Here is a 16,219-nt window from a genome sequence, read left to right as displayed (position 1 = left end):
CGCACGGTTAGATTGACGCTGGAGCGACAATTCGTTAGAGAGCGCTGCGAGGGTCCGGACAGGGCCCCGATCGGGCGGATAGCGCCCGGATGGACGATCGAGGGCCGGACGGGCCCGACGACGACGAGACGTGCGGGCCGAGACGTGTCCGCAACAAGCGGATACATATGACCCAATTCAGCGATCTGAACCTCAGCCCGAAGGTGCTGCAAGCCGTCGAGGAAGCCGGCTACACCACGCCCACTCCGATCCAGGCGGGAGCAATTCCGCCGGCGCTCGAAGGCAAGGACGTGCTCGGCATCGCGCAGACGGGGACCGGCAAGACCGCGTCCTTCACCCTGCCGATGATCAACAAGCTCGCCCGCGGCCGGGCACGCGCGCGGATGCCGCGCAGCCTCGTGCTCTGCCCGACGCGCGAGCTTGCCGCGCAGGTGGCCGAGAACTTCGACACCTATTCCAAGAACGTGAAGCTGACCAAGGCGCTGCTCATCGGCGGCGTCAGCTTCAAGGAGCAGGACGCGCTCATCGACAAGGGCGTCGACGTTCTGATCGCGACGCCGGGCCGCCTGCTCGACCATTTCGAGCGCGGCAAGCTGCTGCTCACCGGGATCGAGGTGATGGTGGTCGACGAGGCCGACCGAATGCTCGACATGGGCTTCATCCCGGATATCGAGCGGATCTTCTCGCTGACGCCCTTCACCCGCCAGACGCTGTTCTTCTCGGCGACGATGGCGTCCGAGATCGAGCGCATCACCAACACCTTCCTGCAGGCGCCGGTTCGGATCGAGGTGGCGCGCCAGGCGACCGCCTCCGAGACGATCGACCAGCATGTCTGCATGTTCAAACCCTCGCGCCGCGACCGCGCGGACAGCGAGAAGCGCCGCACGCTGCGGATGCTGATCGAGGCGGAAGGCGAGAAGCTGACCAACGCGATCGTGTTCTGCAATCGCAAGGTCGATGTGGACGTGGTCGCGAAGTCGCTCAAGAAATACGGCGTCGACGCCGCCCCGATCCACGGCGATCTTGACCAGTCCCAGCGCACGCGGACGCTGGACGGCTTCCGGAACGGTGATCTGAAGATTCTCGTCGCCTCGGACGTCGCGGCGCGCGGGCTCGACGTGCCCTCGGTGAGCCACGTCTTCAACTACGACGTGCCGGGCCATGCCGAGGATTACGTCCACCGCATCGGCCGCACGGGCCGCGCGGGCCGCGCGGGCAAGGCGATCACGATCTGCGCCCCGAAGGACGAGAAGAACCTCGAGGACGTGGAGAAGCTGATCGAGAAGCAGATCCCGAAGATCGAGGATCCGGGCCGCCCGGCGAAGTCCGAGGCGAGCGAGGCTCCGGCCGAGGTCGAAGAGACGCCGAAAAGCGAGAAGCCTGCGCGCACCCGCCGATCGGGCGGACGCAAGGGCGCCGATGCCAAGGCCAAGACGGAGGCGCGCGACGATGCGCCGGCCGAGGACAAGGTGCCCGAGACGGCCAATACCGACGTGCCGGTGCAGGCGGATGAGGCCCCGGCCGAGCGATCCGCCTCCGCGAAGAGCCAGAGCGACAGGAGTGGCCGCGGCCGCTCCGGCGGACGGGGCAAGGACGACAAGGTCGTCGGCCTCGGCGATCACCTGCCGTCCTTCATCGCCATGAGCTTCGAGCAGCGCCGCGCGGGCTGATCCGACCCTCCGGCAGGATTCGAAAGGCGCCCCGCGGGGCGCCTTTTTTTGTTGTCCGCCTCTCCCGGAAAACGCGCGTTCACGCGCCAGCCGGTCGCAAAAAAAGCCCGGCCGTGGCCGGCCGGGCGTTTCCTCGTCGGGCCCTGCGGCCGGGGATCACGACAAGCGGCTGACCACCACCGTGACCTCGGGCTTCTTGCCGATCTCGTTCTGCGCGCCGTTGCGGATCGCGCGGCGCAGCTCTTCCTCGAGCTTGTCGTCGTCCTTGAGGGTCTTCTTGCCCGCACGCGCGACGACGGCGGCAAGCTCCTCCTCGAGAACGTCCGAGAGCGGCTGGCGCGAGCGCCCGGTCTCGGGCAGGCCCATCAGGTCCACCCAGGGATCGCCGAGCGCCTCGTCTTCCTCGTCGAGGACGAGCGTGACCGTCGCATGTCCGTTCAGCGCCATGCGGATGCGGTCCCGCACGACCCCGTCGAGCGCGCCGACCTGCACCGATCCGTCGAGATAGGTGCGCCCGGTCTCGACGTAATCCACGACCTTGGGCTCGTTGCCGGTCAGGTCCACCATCGTGCCGTTGACCGCGAGCACGCCCTGCCGACCCTTCGTTTGCGCCAGCTTCACGTGTTCGCGCAGGTGACGGTGCTCGCCATGCATGGGAACGACCATCTGCGGATTGACGATGTCGTGCATAGCCTCGAGGTCGGGACGGTTCGCGTGGCCCGAGACGTGGTAGCGCCCCGAACTGTCGTCGACCACGTCCACGCCCCGTTCCGAGAGCTGGTTGATGATCCGGATGACGCCCTTCTCGTTGCCGGGTATGGTCTTGGAGGAGAAGAGGAAGAGATCGCCCTCCTTGAGCTCCATCCCGTGATGCTTGCCGCGCGCGAGCTGGGCCGAGGCCGCACGGCGCTCGCCCTGCGAGCCGGTGACGATCAGCATCAGGTTCTCGCGCGGGATCGATCCCGCCTCCTCGACCGGCACGGTCGACGGGAAATCCTTGAGCACGCCGGTCTCGACCGCCGCCTCGACCATCCGCCGCATCGCGCGGCCGAGCAGGACGATGGACCGCCCCGCCTTCTGCCCCGCTTCGGCCAGCGTCTTCAGGCGCGCGACGTTCGAGGCGAAGGTGGTCGCGCAGACCATGCCCTTGGACTCAGACAGGAGCCGCTCGATCTCGGGGCCGACGGTCGCCTCGGACCGGCCCTCGTGGGACGAGAAGATGTTCGTCGAATCGCAGACCAGAGCCTTCACACCCGAGCTCGCGACGCTTTCCCAGAGCCCGCGGTCGAAGGCCTCGCCGACGACAGGGGTGAGGTCGATCTTGAAGTCGCCGGTATGCATGAGGCGGCCGGCCGGCGTGTCGATCACCAGCGCCGAGCTTTCGGGGATCGAGTGCGAGATCGGCAGGAAGCCGACCTCGAAGGATCCCACCCGCTGGGTCTCGGGCCAGGCCGAGACGGTCTGCACGTATTCGGGCTTGTGGCCCATCTCTTCCATCTTGCGCCGCGCGATGTTGGCAGTGAAGGCGCGCGCGTAGACCGGTGCGCCGAGACGCTCCCAGTAATGCGCGACGGCGCCCACATGGTCCTCGTGTGCGTGGGTGATGAAGATCGCCTTGAGCCGGTCCTTGCGCTCGGCGAGCCACGCGATGTCCGGAAAGATCAGGTCGACCCCGGGCGAGGTCTCCATGTCCGGGAAGGTCACGCCGATGTCGACGAGGATCAGTTCCTCCTGGCCCGCCTTGCCGTAGCCGTAGACATAGGCGTTCATGCCGATTTCGCCCGCCCCCCCGAGGGGCAGGTAGATGATGCGTTCTCCGCTCATTTTGTTCGTTATCCTTGGTTCGTATTGTGTCGGTGGATGACGGTCAGACCGTGCATCGTGAGATCGTCCCTGAACTCGTCGAACAGGGCTTCGGATTGCTGGAAGAGCGGCGCCAGCCCGCCGGTCGAGATGATTTTCATGGGCCGTTCCCGTTCGGCCTTGATCCTTTGGCAGATCTCGCGGACGACCCCCACGTAGCCCCAGAAGATGCCGGATTGCATGCAGGCTACGGTATTGGTTCCGACGACCGCCTGCGGCCGCGAGATGTCGACATGCGGAAGCGCCGCCGCGGCCTCGTGCAACGCCTGGAGCGAAAGGTTCACCCCCGGCGCGATCACACCGCCCACATAGGCGCCGTCATGGTCGACGACGTCGAATGTGGTGGCGGTGCCGAAATCCACGACGATCAGATCGCCTCCGTAGAGGTCGTAACTCCCCACCGTATTTACAAGACGGTCCGGGCCGACCTGCGTTCCCGCATCCACTCGCACGTCCACGGGCAGGGCGCAATCGGGCTTGCCGACGACAATCGGTCGCGTCCCGAAATAGCGGTCGGCGAGGACACGCAGGTTGAAGACGACGCGCGGCACCGTGGACGAGACGATCATGTCGGTGATCTCGGCGTCGATCCCCTTGAGGTTCATCAGGGTCGAGAGCCAGACGTAATACTGGTCGGCGGTGCGCTGGTGCTCGGTCGAGGTGCGCCAGGTGGCGAGGAAGCGCGTCCCGTCCCAGATCGCGAAGACGGTGTTGGTATTGCCCACATCGACGGCGAGAAGCATCGCGTGCCCCTTTCTCAGAAGAAGACGTCCGCCGCCGCGACGGCGATGCGGCCGCTCGGCGTCGAGAGGACGAGATGGCCCGAGGGATCAACGGTCTCGAAGGTGCCGGTGGTGGCGCTCGTTCCGGTGCGGGCGGTGACGGTCTCGCCGACCCGCGCCGCGCCCGCGAGCCAGGCCTGCCGGATCGGGTCGAAGCCGAAGGTGCGGAACGCCGCCTCGCGCCTGGCATAGGCCTCGGCGAGATGCTCAAGGAAATCCTCCGGCGCAACATCGGCGCCGGTCTCGGGCAGGAGCGCAACAGGGCGCATTGCGCCCGGTTCGACCGCTTCCGCGCCGGGCGCGGCACGCAGGTTCACCCCGATGCCGACGGCGAGATGGGCCGCGCCCCCTGCCCCGCGCCCGCCATGGCTCTCGAGCAGGATGCCCGCCACCTTGCCGCCATTCAGCAGGACGTCATTGGGCCATTTGAGCGAGAAGGGCTCGGCGCGGCCCGTCACCGCGACGAGCGCGTCGACGAGCGCCAGCGAGGCCACGAACGAACGCAGGGCGAGATGCTGCGCCGGGCCCGCGACCGGCAGGAGGAGCGTTGCGGCGAAGTTGCCGTCCTCCTCGACCCACGCCCTGCCGCGGCGGCCGCGGGCGGCGGTCTGGCGATGTGCGAAGATCCAGACCGGGCCCGCCGCCTCGGGGGCGCGCCGCGCCGCCTCGGCCATGGTGCTGTCGACTTCGTCCAGCTCGACGCGCGCATATCCCGCAGGCCAGCTCACCGGCGCGCATCCCGGCTTCTTCTTGACACAAATATCCTCGCCGAAGGCAGGCCGGACACCCGCCCCGCCGATGCCGGCCTCAATTGACGAGCGAGGCCGCCGCCGCGGAGGCCGCGCCCTCGATGCCGAAGAGGTTGATGACGCCGCCCACCATGATGAAGGCCGAGAGCGCCATGAAGCCCCAGAGAAGCCCCGAGCGGTTCTGGTCGATCCCGTCGTCCCGATCCGCGCCGAAATACATGAAGTAGACGATGCGCAGGTAATAGAACGCACCGAGGACCGAGGCGATGCCGCCGAGGACCGCAAGCCAGAAGAGGTCCGCCTCGACCGCCGCGCGGAAGACGCCGAACTTGCCGAAGAAGCCGAGGAGCGGCGGCACGCCCGCGAGGCTGAACATCAGGATCAGCATGGCGAAGGCGCGGCCGGGATCGGTGCTCGAGAGCTGGTTGAGCGAGGCGATCTCTGTCACCGGCTGGCCGTCGCGCTCCATCGAGAGGATGAAGGCGAAGGTGCCGATGTTCATGGCGATGTAGATCGCCATGTAGATCAGCATCGCCTCGATGCCGAGCGCGGTGCCCGCCGCGAGGCCCATCATCGCAAAGCCCATATGTGCGATCGAGGAATAGGCCATCAGGCGCTTGATGTTCTGCTGCCCGATCGCGGCGATGCCGCCGAGGAACATCGAGAGCACCGACATGAGCGCGATGATCTGCTGCCAGTCGCCGACCACGCCGCCGAACGCGTCGTGCAGGACCCGGGCGAAGAGCGCCATGGCGGCCATCTTTGGCGCGGTCGCGAAGAAGGCCGTGATCGGCGTCGGCGCGCCCTCGTAGACGTCGGGTGTCCACATGTGGAAGGGCACCGCCGAGATCTTGAAGGCGAGGCCTGCGCTGATGAAGACGAGGCCGAAGAGAAGGCCGAGCGATGCCGAGCCCTCGCCCGCCGCGCCGATGATGCCCGAGAAGAGCGTCGTGCCGGCATAGCCGTAGCTCAGCGACGCGCCATAGAGCAGAAGGCCAGAGGAGAGCGCGCCGAGCACGAAGTACTTGAGGCCCGCCTCGGTCGACTTGGCGCTCTCGCGGCGCAGCGAGGCGACGACATAGAGCGCCAGCGATTGCAGCTCGAGCCCCATGTAGAGCGCGATGAGATCGCCCGCGGAAACCATCATCATCATGCCGATGGCGGCGAGCGCCACGAGGATCGGGTATTCGAAACGCAGGAGCTCCCGGCGCGCCATGTAATCCTGGCTCATCACCAGGACCGAGGCGGCCGAGACGAGGATCGTGACCTTGGCGAAGCGCGCGAAGCTGTCGGCGACGAACATGCCGTCGAAGGCCGTCCGGGTTCCGGGACCGCGCGTCGCGATCCAGATCGCCAGCGCGACCATCAGGCCCGAGGTGATCCAGACGAGCGGCCGCGCGAGGTCGTCCTTCGTGGTGTAGACCGCCCCCACGAGCGCCGCCATGGCGAAGACCGCCAGGATGATCTCGGGAAGGATGAGGTTCAGGTCTGCGGAGAGCATGGGGCGTCGTCCTCAGTGTGCGTCTTGCGATGCGTCGGCCACCTGCGGACCGCCGAGGTCCGCGGCTGCCACCCGCTCGTCGTAGGTTTCGATCAGCGCCTCCACGGAGGGGCCGATGCGGTCGAGGATCGGGGCGGGATAGACGCCCAGCCAGATCGTCATGAAGGCGAGCGGCGCGAAGATCGCCTTTTCGCGGCGGCTCATGTCGGTGATGGACTTGAGCGATTCCTTGACCATCTCGCCCATCACGACGCGGCGGTAGAGCCAGAGCGCGTAGCAGGCCGAGAGGATCACGCCGGTCGTGGCGAAGACCGCGACCCAGGTGTTGACCTGGAAGACGGCCATCAGGGTCAGGAACTCGCCGATGAAGCCGGAGGTGCCCGGCAGGCCGACATTCGCCATCGTAAAGAGCAGGAAGATCGTCGCATAGGCCGGCATGCGGTTCACGAGCCCGCCATAGGCGTCGATCTCGCGGGTGTGCATCCGGTCGTAGATCACGCCGACGCAGAGGAAGAGAGCGCCGGAGATGAAGCCGTGGGAGATCATCTGGAAGATCGCCCCGTCGACGCCCTGCTGGTTCGCCGCGAAGATGCCCATGGTCACGAAGCCCATATGCGCGACGGAGGAATAGGCGATGAGCTTCTTCATGTCCTCCTGCACCAGCGCCACCAGCGAGGTGTAGACGATGGCGATCACCGAGAGCCACAGGATCAGCGGCCCGATCACCTCGGAGCCGATGGGGAACATCGGCAGGTTGAAGCGCAGGAAGCCGTAGCCGCCAAGCTTCAGCAGGATCGAGGCCAGCACCACCGAACCCGCCGTCGGTGCCTGCACGTGCGCGTCGGGCAGCCAGGTGTGGACCGGCCACATCGGCATCTTCACCGCGAAGGAGGCGAAGAAGGCGAGGAACAGCATGGTCTGGAGACCGCCGACCACCTGGATGCCGAGCACGCTGAACGGCGCATGGGCGAAATCGTGGCTCAGCAGCGTCGGGATGTCCGTGGTGCCGGCGTCGGCATACATCGCGACCATCGCCACCAGCATCAGGATCGAGCCGAGGAAGGTGTAGAGGAAGAACTTGAATGCCGCGTAGATCCGGTTCTTGCCGCCCCAGATGCCGATGATCAGGAACATCGGGATCAGGCCGCCCTCGAAGAAGAGGTAGAAGAGCACGAGGTCGAGCGCCATGAAGACGCCGAGCATGAGCGTCTCGAGCAGCAGGAACGCGATCATGTATTCCTTCACCCGCGTCTTCACCTCCCACGAGGCGGCGATGACGAGCGGCATGATGAAGGTGGTGAGCATCACGAACAGGACCGAGATCCCGTCGACGCCCATCTTGTAGTTGAGACCGAGCAGCCACTCCCCTTCCTCGACCATCTGGAAGCCGGGGTTCCGCGGATCGAACTGCGCGAGGATGAAGAGCGAGACGAGAAACGTCGCGCCGGTCGCGATCAGCGCCAGCCACTTGGCGTTCCTGTCCGCCGCCGCGTCCCCGCCCTTGAGGAAGACGCCGAGGATCAGCGCCGCGAGGGCCGGGAGGAACGTGGTGATGGATAGCAGATTGTCCATTACTGCGCTCCTCCGGTCAGCGTCATCAGGGTGAGGAAGACCGCGATCCCGATCACCATCGCGAAGGCGTAGGTGAAGATGTATCCAGACTGGGCGCGGCCCGCGAGGCGGGTGAAGAACGGGACGATGCCCATGGCGAAGCCGTTGATGCCGCCGTCGATCACGCCGGTATCGCCGCGCTTCCAGAGGGTCCGGCCGAGATGGCGGATGGGGCGGACGAAGAGGAAGTCGTAGATCTCGTCGAAATACCACTTGTTGAGCAGGAAGAGGTACAGCGGGCGCTGGCTCTCGGCGAGGCGGCGCGGGATCGCGGGGTTCACGATGTAGAACCAGTAGGCGGTGACGAAGCCGATCAGCATGGCGACGAAGGGCGAGACTTTGACCCAGACCGGGCTCTCGTGCGCCTCGTCGAGCGTGTGGTTCTCGGGCCCGATATAGATCGCGCCGTCGCCCGGAGCGCCGCCAAAGGCGAAGTGGTGGCCCTCGGCGCTGGGGCTGTCGCCCGTTCCTTCGGTCGCGGTGATGGCTTCGGCCGCGGCCTCGGCATCACCGTGCGCCGCTTCCTCGACCGCCTCTGCCGGGCCTTCGCCGTCGGCATGGCTCTCGGCGCTTTCGGCGCCGTGGCTCTCCTCGGCATGGGCTTCGGGAATGGCGAAGAACCGCGCCACCTTCTCGCTCTCGCCGAAGAAGGGCCCGTACCAGATCATGCCGGCAAAGACTGCGCCGATCGCGAGCACGCCGAGCGGGATGGTCATGACCGCCGGGCTTTCATGGGCGTGGTCGTGCGTGTGCTTGTCGCCCTTCGGCTCGCCGAAGAATGTCATGAACATCAGGCGCCACGAGTAGAACGAGGTGAAGAGCGCCGCGATCACCAGCATCCAGAAGGCGTAGCCCCCCGCCGTGCCGGCCCAGGCGCTCTCGATCACCGCGTCCTTCGAGAGGAACCCGGCAAAGCCGATATGGGTGAGCGGGATGCCGACGCCGGTGATGGCGAGCGTACCGATCATCATGGCCCAGAACGTGTAGGGCATCTTGTGGCGCAGGCCGCCGTAGTTCCGCATGTCCTGCTCGTGGTGCATCCCGTGGATGACCGAGCCGGCGCCGAGGAACAACATCGCCTTGAAGAAGGCGTGCGTGAAGAGGTGGAACATCGCGACCGAATAGACGCCGACGCCCGCAGCGACGAACATGTAGCCGAGCTGCGAGCAGGTCGAATAGGCGATGACGCGCTTGATGTCGTTCTGCACGAGGCCGACCGTAGCCGCGAAGAACGCCGTCGTCGCGCCGAGGAAGGTCACGAATTGCAACGCGCCGGGGGCGAACTCCATCAGCGGCGACATCCGGCAAACGAGGAAGACGCCCGCGGTCACCATGGTCGCGGCGTGGATCAGCGCGGAGACCGGCGTCGGGCCTTCCATCGCGTCCGGCAGCCAAGTGTGCAGGATGAGCTGCGCCGACTTGCCCATCGCACCGATGAAGAGCAGCACAGCGATGAGCTCGGCCGCGTTCACCTCGAACCACAGGAAGCTGATCTGGGTCTGCGCGATCTCGGGCGCGGCGGCGAAGATGTCGTCGAAGCGCACCGAGTCGACGAGGAAGAACAGCCCGAAGATGCCGAGCGCGAGGCCGAAATCGCCGACGCGGTTGACGATGAACGCCTTCATCGCGGCGTTGTTGGCGGACGCCTTGCGGTAGTAGAAGCCGATCAGCAGGTACGAGGCGACGCCGACGCCCTCCCAGCCGAAGAACAGCTGCACGAGGTTGTCCGCGGTCACCAGCATCAGCATCGCGAAGGTGAAGAATGACAGGTAGGCGAAGAAGCGCGGCTTGTAGCTCTCCTCGCCTTCGCGGAAGTTCTCGTCATGCGCCATGTAGCCGAAGCTGTAGAGGTGCACGAGCGCCGAGACCGTGGTGACGACGATCAGCATGATCGAGGTCAGGCGGTCGAGGCGGATCGACCAGTCGGTCGAGAGCGAGCCGCTCTCGATCCAGCGCATGACCTGCACGTGCTGCGTCTCGGGGCCGTGGCTGAAGAAGACGATCCACGAAAAGAAGCAGGCGAGGAAGAGAAGGCCGGTGGTGATCCACTGGGCGCCACGGATGCCCGTCAGCTTCCAGCCGAACCCCGCGATGAGAGCGCCCACGAGAGGGGCGAAGAGGATGATGCTCTCCATCGGATCAGCCTTTCATCACGTTGATGTCTTCCACGGCGATGGTGCCGCGGTTGCGGAAGAAGCAGACGAGGATGGCAAGGCCGATCGCCGCCTCGGCCGCGGCGACCGTCAGCACGAAGAGCGTGAAGACCTGTCCGACGAGGTCGCCGAGGAAGGACGAGAACGCGACGAGGTTGATGTTCACCGCGAGCAGCATGAGCTCGATCGACATCAGAAGGATGATGACGTTCTTGCGGTTGAGAAAGAGCCCGAAGATGCCGATGACGAAGAGCGCCGCCGCCACCGTCAGGTAATGTTCAAGTCCGATCATCGTCGTCCCCGTGTCTGTTCCGCGTGCCGGTCGGACCCGGCTGGCCTTTTGAGGTGCGGCTTAGCCCCCGCACCGGGCGTTTGCAATGCGGCGTGCGCCGCGCTGCCGCATCAGACGGACACGAAGCCCCCGATGATGAGGACGACGACGATCACGGCGACGATGATGAGAGTGTTGCGCGACATGGGTTGGATCCCTTCCTTGGTGCCGCACCGGGACCCTGCGCCCCGGCGCCATCGGTCACGGCCGTTCGGGCCGCCCCCGTTCCGAATGTCTACGGCGGCGCGGCGCGCCGGCCGTCATCTTGTCCGCCGGTTGCGCCAGAGGCCCCAGAGCCGGTAGCCGATCAGAGCCTTGACCACCCAGAATAGTGCGGCCCCGGCAACCACCGCCGCGGGATGCGTCCCCGCGAACGGCGGCAGGTGCGGAAGGGTCAAAGGCCCTGCCCGGGTTTGACGTCGCGCAGCTCCATCGCGGTCTTGGGATCGCGGTACATCTGCGCGAGCACGTCCTGCCGCTTCACGTCCGAGCGGTGGCGCAGGGTCAGCACGATCGCCCCGATCATCGCAACCAGCAGGATGAGACCCGCGAGCTGGAAGAGCAGGAAGTAGCGATCGTAGAGGATCATCCCGAGCGCCTCGGTGTTGTGCATGTCGGTCGGGATCGGCTGCTGCGCAGCGTCCGCCGCCAGCTCCGAGGTCTCCCACGCGCCGTAGGCGACCGCGAACTGCATGAGGATGATGACCGCGATCAGGAGCGCCAATGGCATGAAACGCGCCATCTCGGCCTTGAGCTCGGCGAAGTCGACGTCGAGCATCATCACCACGAAGAGGAACAGCACCGCGACCGCGCCGACATAAACAATGACCAGAAGCATCGCGACGAATTCGGCCCCGAGCAGCACGAAGAGGCCCGCCGAGGACAGGAAGGCGAGGATCAGCCAGAGCACCGAGTGCACCGGGTGGCGGCTGATCACGGTGAAGAGACCGCCCGCGAGGCAGCTCACCGCAAAGAGGTAGAAGGCAAACGCGCTCATGTTCCCTCGTCCTTCGTCTCGTCGTTCATCACTTCGCGCGCGAGTTCCATCGCGCGCGTCATCGCGGGGATACCGGCGAACATCGACATCTGCGCGATGGTCTCGGCGATCTCGTCCCGCGTGGCGCCGGCCTCGAGGGCGTGGCGCACCGTCATGCGCACCTGCGTGTCCGCCTGCGCGCCTTGCATCGTCAGGCCCGCCAAGGTCAAGAGCAGCCGCGTCTTGGCGTCGAGCCCTTCCTTCGAGATGCCCTTGCCGAACCACATCTCCATGGCGTCCTTCGGCATCGTCGGCCACATCTTCTCGAAGCCGCGCGGATCGAAGTTCTCGAGCGCGGGATTGAAGGCCCGCGCCATCTCCTGCGCCTGCTCCATGAAGAGCTCGAAGGGGGTCTTGGTGCTCATTGCGGGTTGTCGTCCCCGAGCTCGGCCATCATCGCGGCCATGTCGTCTTCCTCCACCTCGACCGAGGCGCCGGCGAGCATGGTCAGCAGCACCGACAGCCCGTCGACCTTTTGATGCACGATGTCGAGCTCGTCGTGGAGCTCGGACATTTCCTCGCGCATCAGCCGGATCTCGGCCAGAAGCTCCTTGGAGACCGCGTCGCTCATCTGTAGGGCGCGTCGATCTCGAGGTTGCGGGCAATCTCGGCTTCCCAGCGCTCGCCATTTTCGAGAAGCTTGGTCTTGTCGTAGTAGAGCTCCTCGCGCGTCTCGGCGGAGAATTCGAAGTTCGGGCCCTCGACGATGGCGTCCACCGGGCAGGCTTCCTGGCAGAAGCCGCAATAGATGCACTTGGTCATGTCGATGTCGTAACGCGTCGTGCGGCGCGAGCCGTCGTCGCGGGGTTCGGCATCGATGGTGATCGCCTGCGCCGGGCAGATCGCCTCGCAAAGCTTGCACGCGATGCAGCGCTCCTCGCCGTTCGGGTAGCGGCGGAGGGCGTGCTCGCCGCGAAAGCGAGGCGAGAGCGGGCCCTTCTCGTGCGGGTAGTTCAGGGTCGCCTTGGGGCCGAAGAAGTATTTCAGGCCGAGGCGGAAGCCCTTCCAGACGTCCTGCAGCAGGAAGTACTTCGCGGCGCGGGTGTAATCCATGGTCGCCATGTGTCAGCGTCCTCCGGTTTGTCTTCGGCGGGGCCCCTGCCCCGTCCGCGTCGGTGCCGCGGTTCCGGCACCTTTTGCAAGATCGTCCCTCGTCGCCGCCGCCGCGCCGTCGGGGCGCGGCGGGGCAATTGTCTCAGACGCCCGTCGTGTAGCGGGCGAAGATGCCCCAGAACCATTCGAACCTGGCCGCGAAGGCGACGAACACCACCCAGACGAGGCTGAAGGGCAGGAACACCTTCCAGCCGACGCGCATCAGCTGGTCGTAGCGGAAGCGCGGTGTGATCGCCTTCACCATCGCGAAGAGGAAGAAGAAGAACGCCATCTTGGCGACCATCCAGAGCGCGCCGTCAGGCAGGCCCGGGATCGGCGAGAGCCAGCCGCCGAAGAACAGGAGCGACGTCAGCGCGCACATCAGGAACATGGCGATGTATTCGCCGGCCATGAAGAGCAGGAACGGCGTCGAGGAATATTCCACCTGGTAGCCGGCGACGAGCTCCGATTCGGCCTCGGGCAGGTCGAAGGGCGGGCGGTTCGTCTCGGCCAGCGCCGAGATGAAGAAGAGGAAGACCATCGGGAAATGCGGCAGCCAGTACCAGCCGAGCAGGTGCCAGTCCGTGTCCTGCGCCGCGACGATGTTGCCGAAGTTCATCGAGCCGGTCGAGATGATCACGCCGATGATGATGAGGCCGAGCGAGACCTCGTAGGAGATCATCTGCGCCGCCGAGCGAAGGCTTCCGAGGAACGGATATTTCGAGTTCGACGCCCAGCCGCCCATGATGACACCGTAGACCTCGAGCGAGGAGACGGCGAAGACATATAGGATCGCGACGTTGATGTCCGAGAGCACCCAGGTTTCGTTGAACGGAATCACCGCCCAGGCGATCATGGCGAGCACGAAGGAGGTCAGCGGCGCGAGGATGAACACCGCGCGGTCGGCGCCCGCGGGGATGACGACCTCTTTGAAGACGTATTTCATCGCGTCCGCGACGGTCTGCAGCAGGCCGAAGATGCCGACCACGTTGGGGCCGCGCCGCATCTGCACCGCCGCCCAGATCTTCCGGTCGCCGTAGACGAGGAAGAGGAGCGACAGCATCACGAAGGTGACCATGCTCAGAACCTGCAGGGTCACGATCAGCGCGGTGCCGCCGGTAGTGGACAGAAAGTCAGACATGAAGGTCCCTCACACCGTCGGTATTCCGTTCTGCGCAGAGCCCGGACCGGTGGCGTCGCCGCCGATCGTCCCGAGGCCCCGCGGCAGGGCTGGCGAGTTGCTGTAAACCGCATCTGCGCGCCATAAGCCACCCTCTTCCTCGATATTTGTGCGCATTTGACGCGCGAGGGCGGGGCTGCCGAGCCGCCCCTTCGATGCCGCCCGCGGAATGCTCCGGGTCGTCGCCGGATCGGTGGCGCCGCGCAACGGATTACTCCGCAGCGACCGGGGTCTCGTTGCGGGCCCTGGCGTTCGCCGAGAGCTCGGCCATCAGCTCGCTCGCGCGGGTGATCGGGTTCGTCAGGTAGAAATCGGCGATGGAGCTGCGGAAGTTCCCCTTGCCGAGCTCACCCTTCGCCTCCTCGATCTTCCACTCGTTCTCCGGCACCCTGTCGATGCGCTCGAGATGAGGCACCTTCGCGACGAGATCGCGGCGCAGCTCGGCGATGCTGTCGAAGGGCAGCTGCTTGCCGGCCTCGGCCGAGAGCGCCCGCAGGATCGCCCAGTTCTCCTTGGCCTCGCCCGGGGGGAAGGCCGCGCGGAGTGCCAGCTGCGGCCGTCCTTCGGTGTTGACGAAGAGGCCCTGCTCTTCGGTATAGGCCGCGCCCGGCAGAATCACATCGGCGCGGTGCGCGCCGCGGTCGCCGTGGCTGCCCTGGTAGATCACGAAGGCGCCGTCTGCGACGTCGATCTCGTCCGCCCCGAGATTGTAGACCACGTCGGCCCCCTCGGTCGCCGCACCGATGCCGCCCTCGGTCACCGCACCCACGTCGAGCGCGCCGACGCGGCTTGCCGCAGTGTGCAGGACGAGCAGCTTGCCGCCGACGCTGTCGACCAGCTTTTGGGTCGCGGCGAGGACCGCGGCGCCGTCGGCGCCGGTGATCGCGCCCTGCCCCAGAACGACGAGCAGGCTGCCGTTGTCCTTGAGCTCGTCCGGCAGGCCGCGGTCGATCAGCGAGGTCAGCGCGGCGCGGTCGGAGCCGAGATGCTCGTAATCGAAGGTCAGATCCACGTTCTCGCCGATCATCGCGACGTCTGCGCCCTTGATCCACGCCTTCCGGATGCGCGCATTGAGAACCGGCGCTTCCTTGCGCGGGTTGGACCCGATCACGAGGATCATGCCGGCGTCCTCGATATCCTCGATGCTCGCATTGCCGACATAGGCCGAGCGGTTGCCCGCGGGGAGCTTCGCGCCGTCGGTGCGGCACTCGGTGGTGCCGCCCAGGCTCTCGATCAACTCCTTCATCGCGTAGGTCGCCTCGAGCGGGGCGAGGTCGCCGACGAGGCCGACGGGCTTTTTCGCGGCCTTCAGCTTGTCCGCGGCAACGCGCAGCACCTCGGGCCAAGTTGCCGGTCGCAGCTTGCCGTTCTCGCGGACGAAGGGCTTGTCGAGGCGCTGGCGGCGCAGGCCGTCGAAGACGAAGCGCGTCTTGTCAGAGATCCATTCCTCGTTGGTGCCGTCGTGGTTGCGCGGCAGGATGCGCATGACCTCGCGGCCCTTCGCGTCGACGCGGATCGACGAGCCGAGAGCGTCCATGACGTCGATCGACTCGGTCTTGGTCAGCTCCCACGGCCGCGCGGTGTAGGCGTAGGGCTTGGACGTCAGTGCGCCGACGGGGCAGAGATCGATGATGTTGCCCTGAAGTTCGCTCTCGAGCGTCTGGCCGAGATAGGCGGTGATCTCGGCATCCTCGCCGCGGCCGGTCTGACCGAGTTCGGGCATGCCCGCGACCTCGGTGATGAAGCGCACGCAGCGGGTGCAGGAGATGCAGCGCGTCATGTGCGTGCCGACGAGAGGCCCCAGATCCATGTTCGACACGGCGCGCTTGGGCTCGCGGAAGCGCGAGAAGTCGACGCCGTAGGCCATCGCCTGGTCCTGCAGGTCGCATTCGCCGCCCTGGTCGCAGATCGGGCAGTCGAGCGGGTGGTTGATGAGCAGGAACTCCATCACCCCCTCGCGGGCCTTCTTGACCATCGGCGTGTTCGTCCGCACCTGCGGCGGCTCGCCGTCCTTGCCGGGGCGCAGGTCGCGCACCTGCATGGCGCAGGAGGCGGCGGGCTTCGGCGGGCCGCCCACGACCTCGACGAGACACATCCGGCAGTTCCCCGCGATCGACAGACGCTCGTGGTAGCAGAAGCGCGGGATTTCGACCCCGGCGGCGCTCTCACAGGCCTGGAGGATGGTCATGGCGCCATCCACCTCGTAGTCGGTTCCGTCGATATTGACTGTGCGGAGGTCGGACATGGGATA

At 66.3% G+C, this 16,219-nt stretch carries 14 protein-coding genes; 1 reads left to right on the top strand and 13 read right to left on the bottom strand.

Going from position 1 to position 16,219, the window contains the following annotated elements; all coding sequences use genetic code 11:
• The first annotated feature begins 167 nt into the window (after positions 1-167).
• A complete protein-coding gene (locus OCH239_RS11375; protein WP_037262671.1) occupies positions 168-1,670 on the top strand; it encodes a DEAD/DEAH box helicase in 1,503 nt (500 codons plus the stop codon).
• A 156-nt stretch (positions 1,671-1,826) separates the two neighbouring features.
• Here OCH239_RS11375 and OCH239_RS11370 read toward each other — a convergent pair whose 3' ends face one another.
• The 13 genes from OCH239_RS11370 to nuoG form a co-directional block, all read right to left on the bottom strand.
• Positions 1,827-3,494: a ribonuclease J gene (locus tag OCH239_RS11370; RefSeq protein ID WP_037262537.1), complete on the bottom strand. Its 1,668-nt coding sequence runs from the start codon at positions 3,492-3,494 to the stop codon at positions 1,827-1,829.
• An 8-nt stretch (positions 3,495-3,502) separates the two neighbouring features.
• Complete coding sequence (locus tag OCH239_RS11365) at positions 3,503-4,276, bottom strand: type III pantothenate kinase (protein WP_037262534.1); 774 nt, start codon at positions 4,274-4,276, stop codon at positions 3,503-3,505.
• A 14-nt stretch (positions 4,277-4,290) separates the two neighbouring features.
• Entirely contained in the window at positions 4,291-5,043 is a 753-nt protein-coding gene (locus OCH239_RS11360; RefSeq protein WP_037262531.1) for a biotin--[acetyl-CoA-carboxylase] ligase, read from the bottom strand.
• A 79-nt stretch (positions 5,044-5,122) separates the two neighbouring features.
• On the bottom strand, positions 5,123-6,565 hold the full coding sequence (nuoN, locus tag OCH239_RS11355; protein WP_037262528.1) for an NADH-quinone oxidoreductase subunit NuoN: 1,443 nt from the start codon (positions 6,563-6,565) through the stop codon (positions 5,123-5,125).
• A gap of 12 nt (positions 6,566-6,577) precedes the next feature.
• Positions 6,578-8,137 carry an NADH-quinone oxidoreductase subunit M gene (locus tag OCH239_RS11350; protein WP_037262525.1) on the bottom strand — a complete coding sequence of 520 codons (1,560 nt, stop codon included), beginning with the start codon at positions 8,135-8,137 and terminating at the stop codon, positions 6,578-6,580.
• Positions 8,137-10,311, bottom strand: a complete 2,175-nt coding sequence (nuoL, locus tag OCH239_RS11345) for an NADH-quinone oxidoreductase subunit L (protein WP_037262523.1) — start codon at positions 10,309-10,311, stop codon at positions 8,137-8,139. The genes OCH239_RS11350 and nuoL overlap by 1 nt, the downstream gene beginning before the upstream one ends.
• A gap of 4 nt (positions 10,312-10,315) precedes the next feature.
• Entirely contained in the window at positions 10,316-10,621 is a 306-nt protein-coding gene (nuoK, locus tag OCH239_RS11340; protein ID WP_037262521.1) for an NADH-quinone oxidoreductase subunit NuoK, read from the bottom strand.
• A gap of 433 nt (positions 10,622-11,054) precedes the next feature.
• Complete coding sequence (locus OCH239_RS11335) at positions 11,055-11,657, bottom strand: NADH-quinone oxidoreductase subunit J (RefSeq protein ID WP_037262518.1); 603 nt, start codon at positions 11,655-11,657, stop codon at positions 11,055-11,057.
• On the bottom strand, positions 11,654-12,061 hold the full coding sequence (locus tag OCH239_RS11330; RefSeq protein WP_037262515.1) for a carboxymuconolactone decarboxylase family protein: 408 nt from the start codon (positions 12,059-12,061) through the stop codon (positions 11,654-11,656). The genes OCH239_RS11335 and OCH239_RS11330 overlap by 4 nt, the downstream gene beginning before the upstream one ends.
• Positions 12,058-12,267, bottom strand: coding sequence for a hypothetical protein (locus OCH239_RS11325; RefSeq protein WP_037262513.1), 210 nt, complete (start codon positions 12,265-12,267; stop codon positions 12,058-12,060). Before OCH239_RS11325 ends, OCH239_RS11330 begins: the two co-directional genes overlap by 4 nt.
• Positions 12,264-12,758, bottom strand: a complete 495-nt coding sequence (gene nuoI, locus OCH239_RS11320; protein WP_037262511.1) for an NADH-quinone oxidoreductase subunit NuoI — start codon at positions 12,756-12,758, stop codon at positions 12,264-12,266. The genes OCH239_RS11325 and nuoI overlap by 4 nt, the downstream gene beginning before the upstream one ends.
• Positions 12,759-12,891: 133 nt before the next feature.
• The gene (nuoH, locus tag OCH239_RS11315) at positions 12,892-13,929 is read right to left on the bottom strand and encodes an NADH-quinone oxidoreductase subunit NuoH (protein WP_037262509.1); all 1,038 of its coding nucleotides are present in this window, start codon (positions 13,927-13,929) and stop codon (positions 12,892-12,894) included.
• A 250-nt stretch (positions 13,930-14,179) separates the two neighbouring features.
• Complete coding sequence (nuoG, locus tag OCH239_RS11305) at positions 14,180-16,213, bottom strand: NADH-quinone oxidoreductase subunit NuoG (protein ID WP_037262507.1); 2,034 nt, start codon at positions 16,211-16,213, stop codon at positions 14,180-14,182.
• Positions 16,214-16,219 lie beyond the last annotated feature (6 nt).

Origin of the sequence: Roseivivax halodurans JCM 10272 (assembly GCF_000521785.1) — a bacterium.
Taxonomy (GTDB): domain Bacteria; phylum Pseudomonadota; class Alphaproteobacteria; order Rhodobacterales; family Rhodobacteraceae; genus Roseivivax; species Roseivivax halodurans.
The sequence above is the reverse complement of the archived record's forward strand: the minus strand, read 5'-3'. Positions and strand labels throughout refer to the sequence as shown.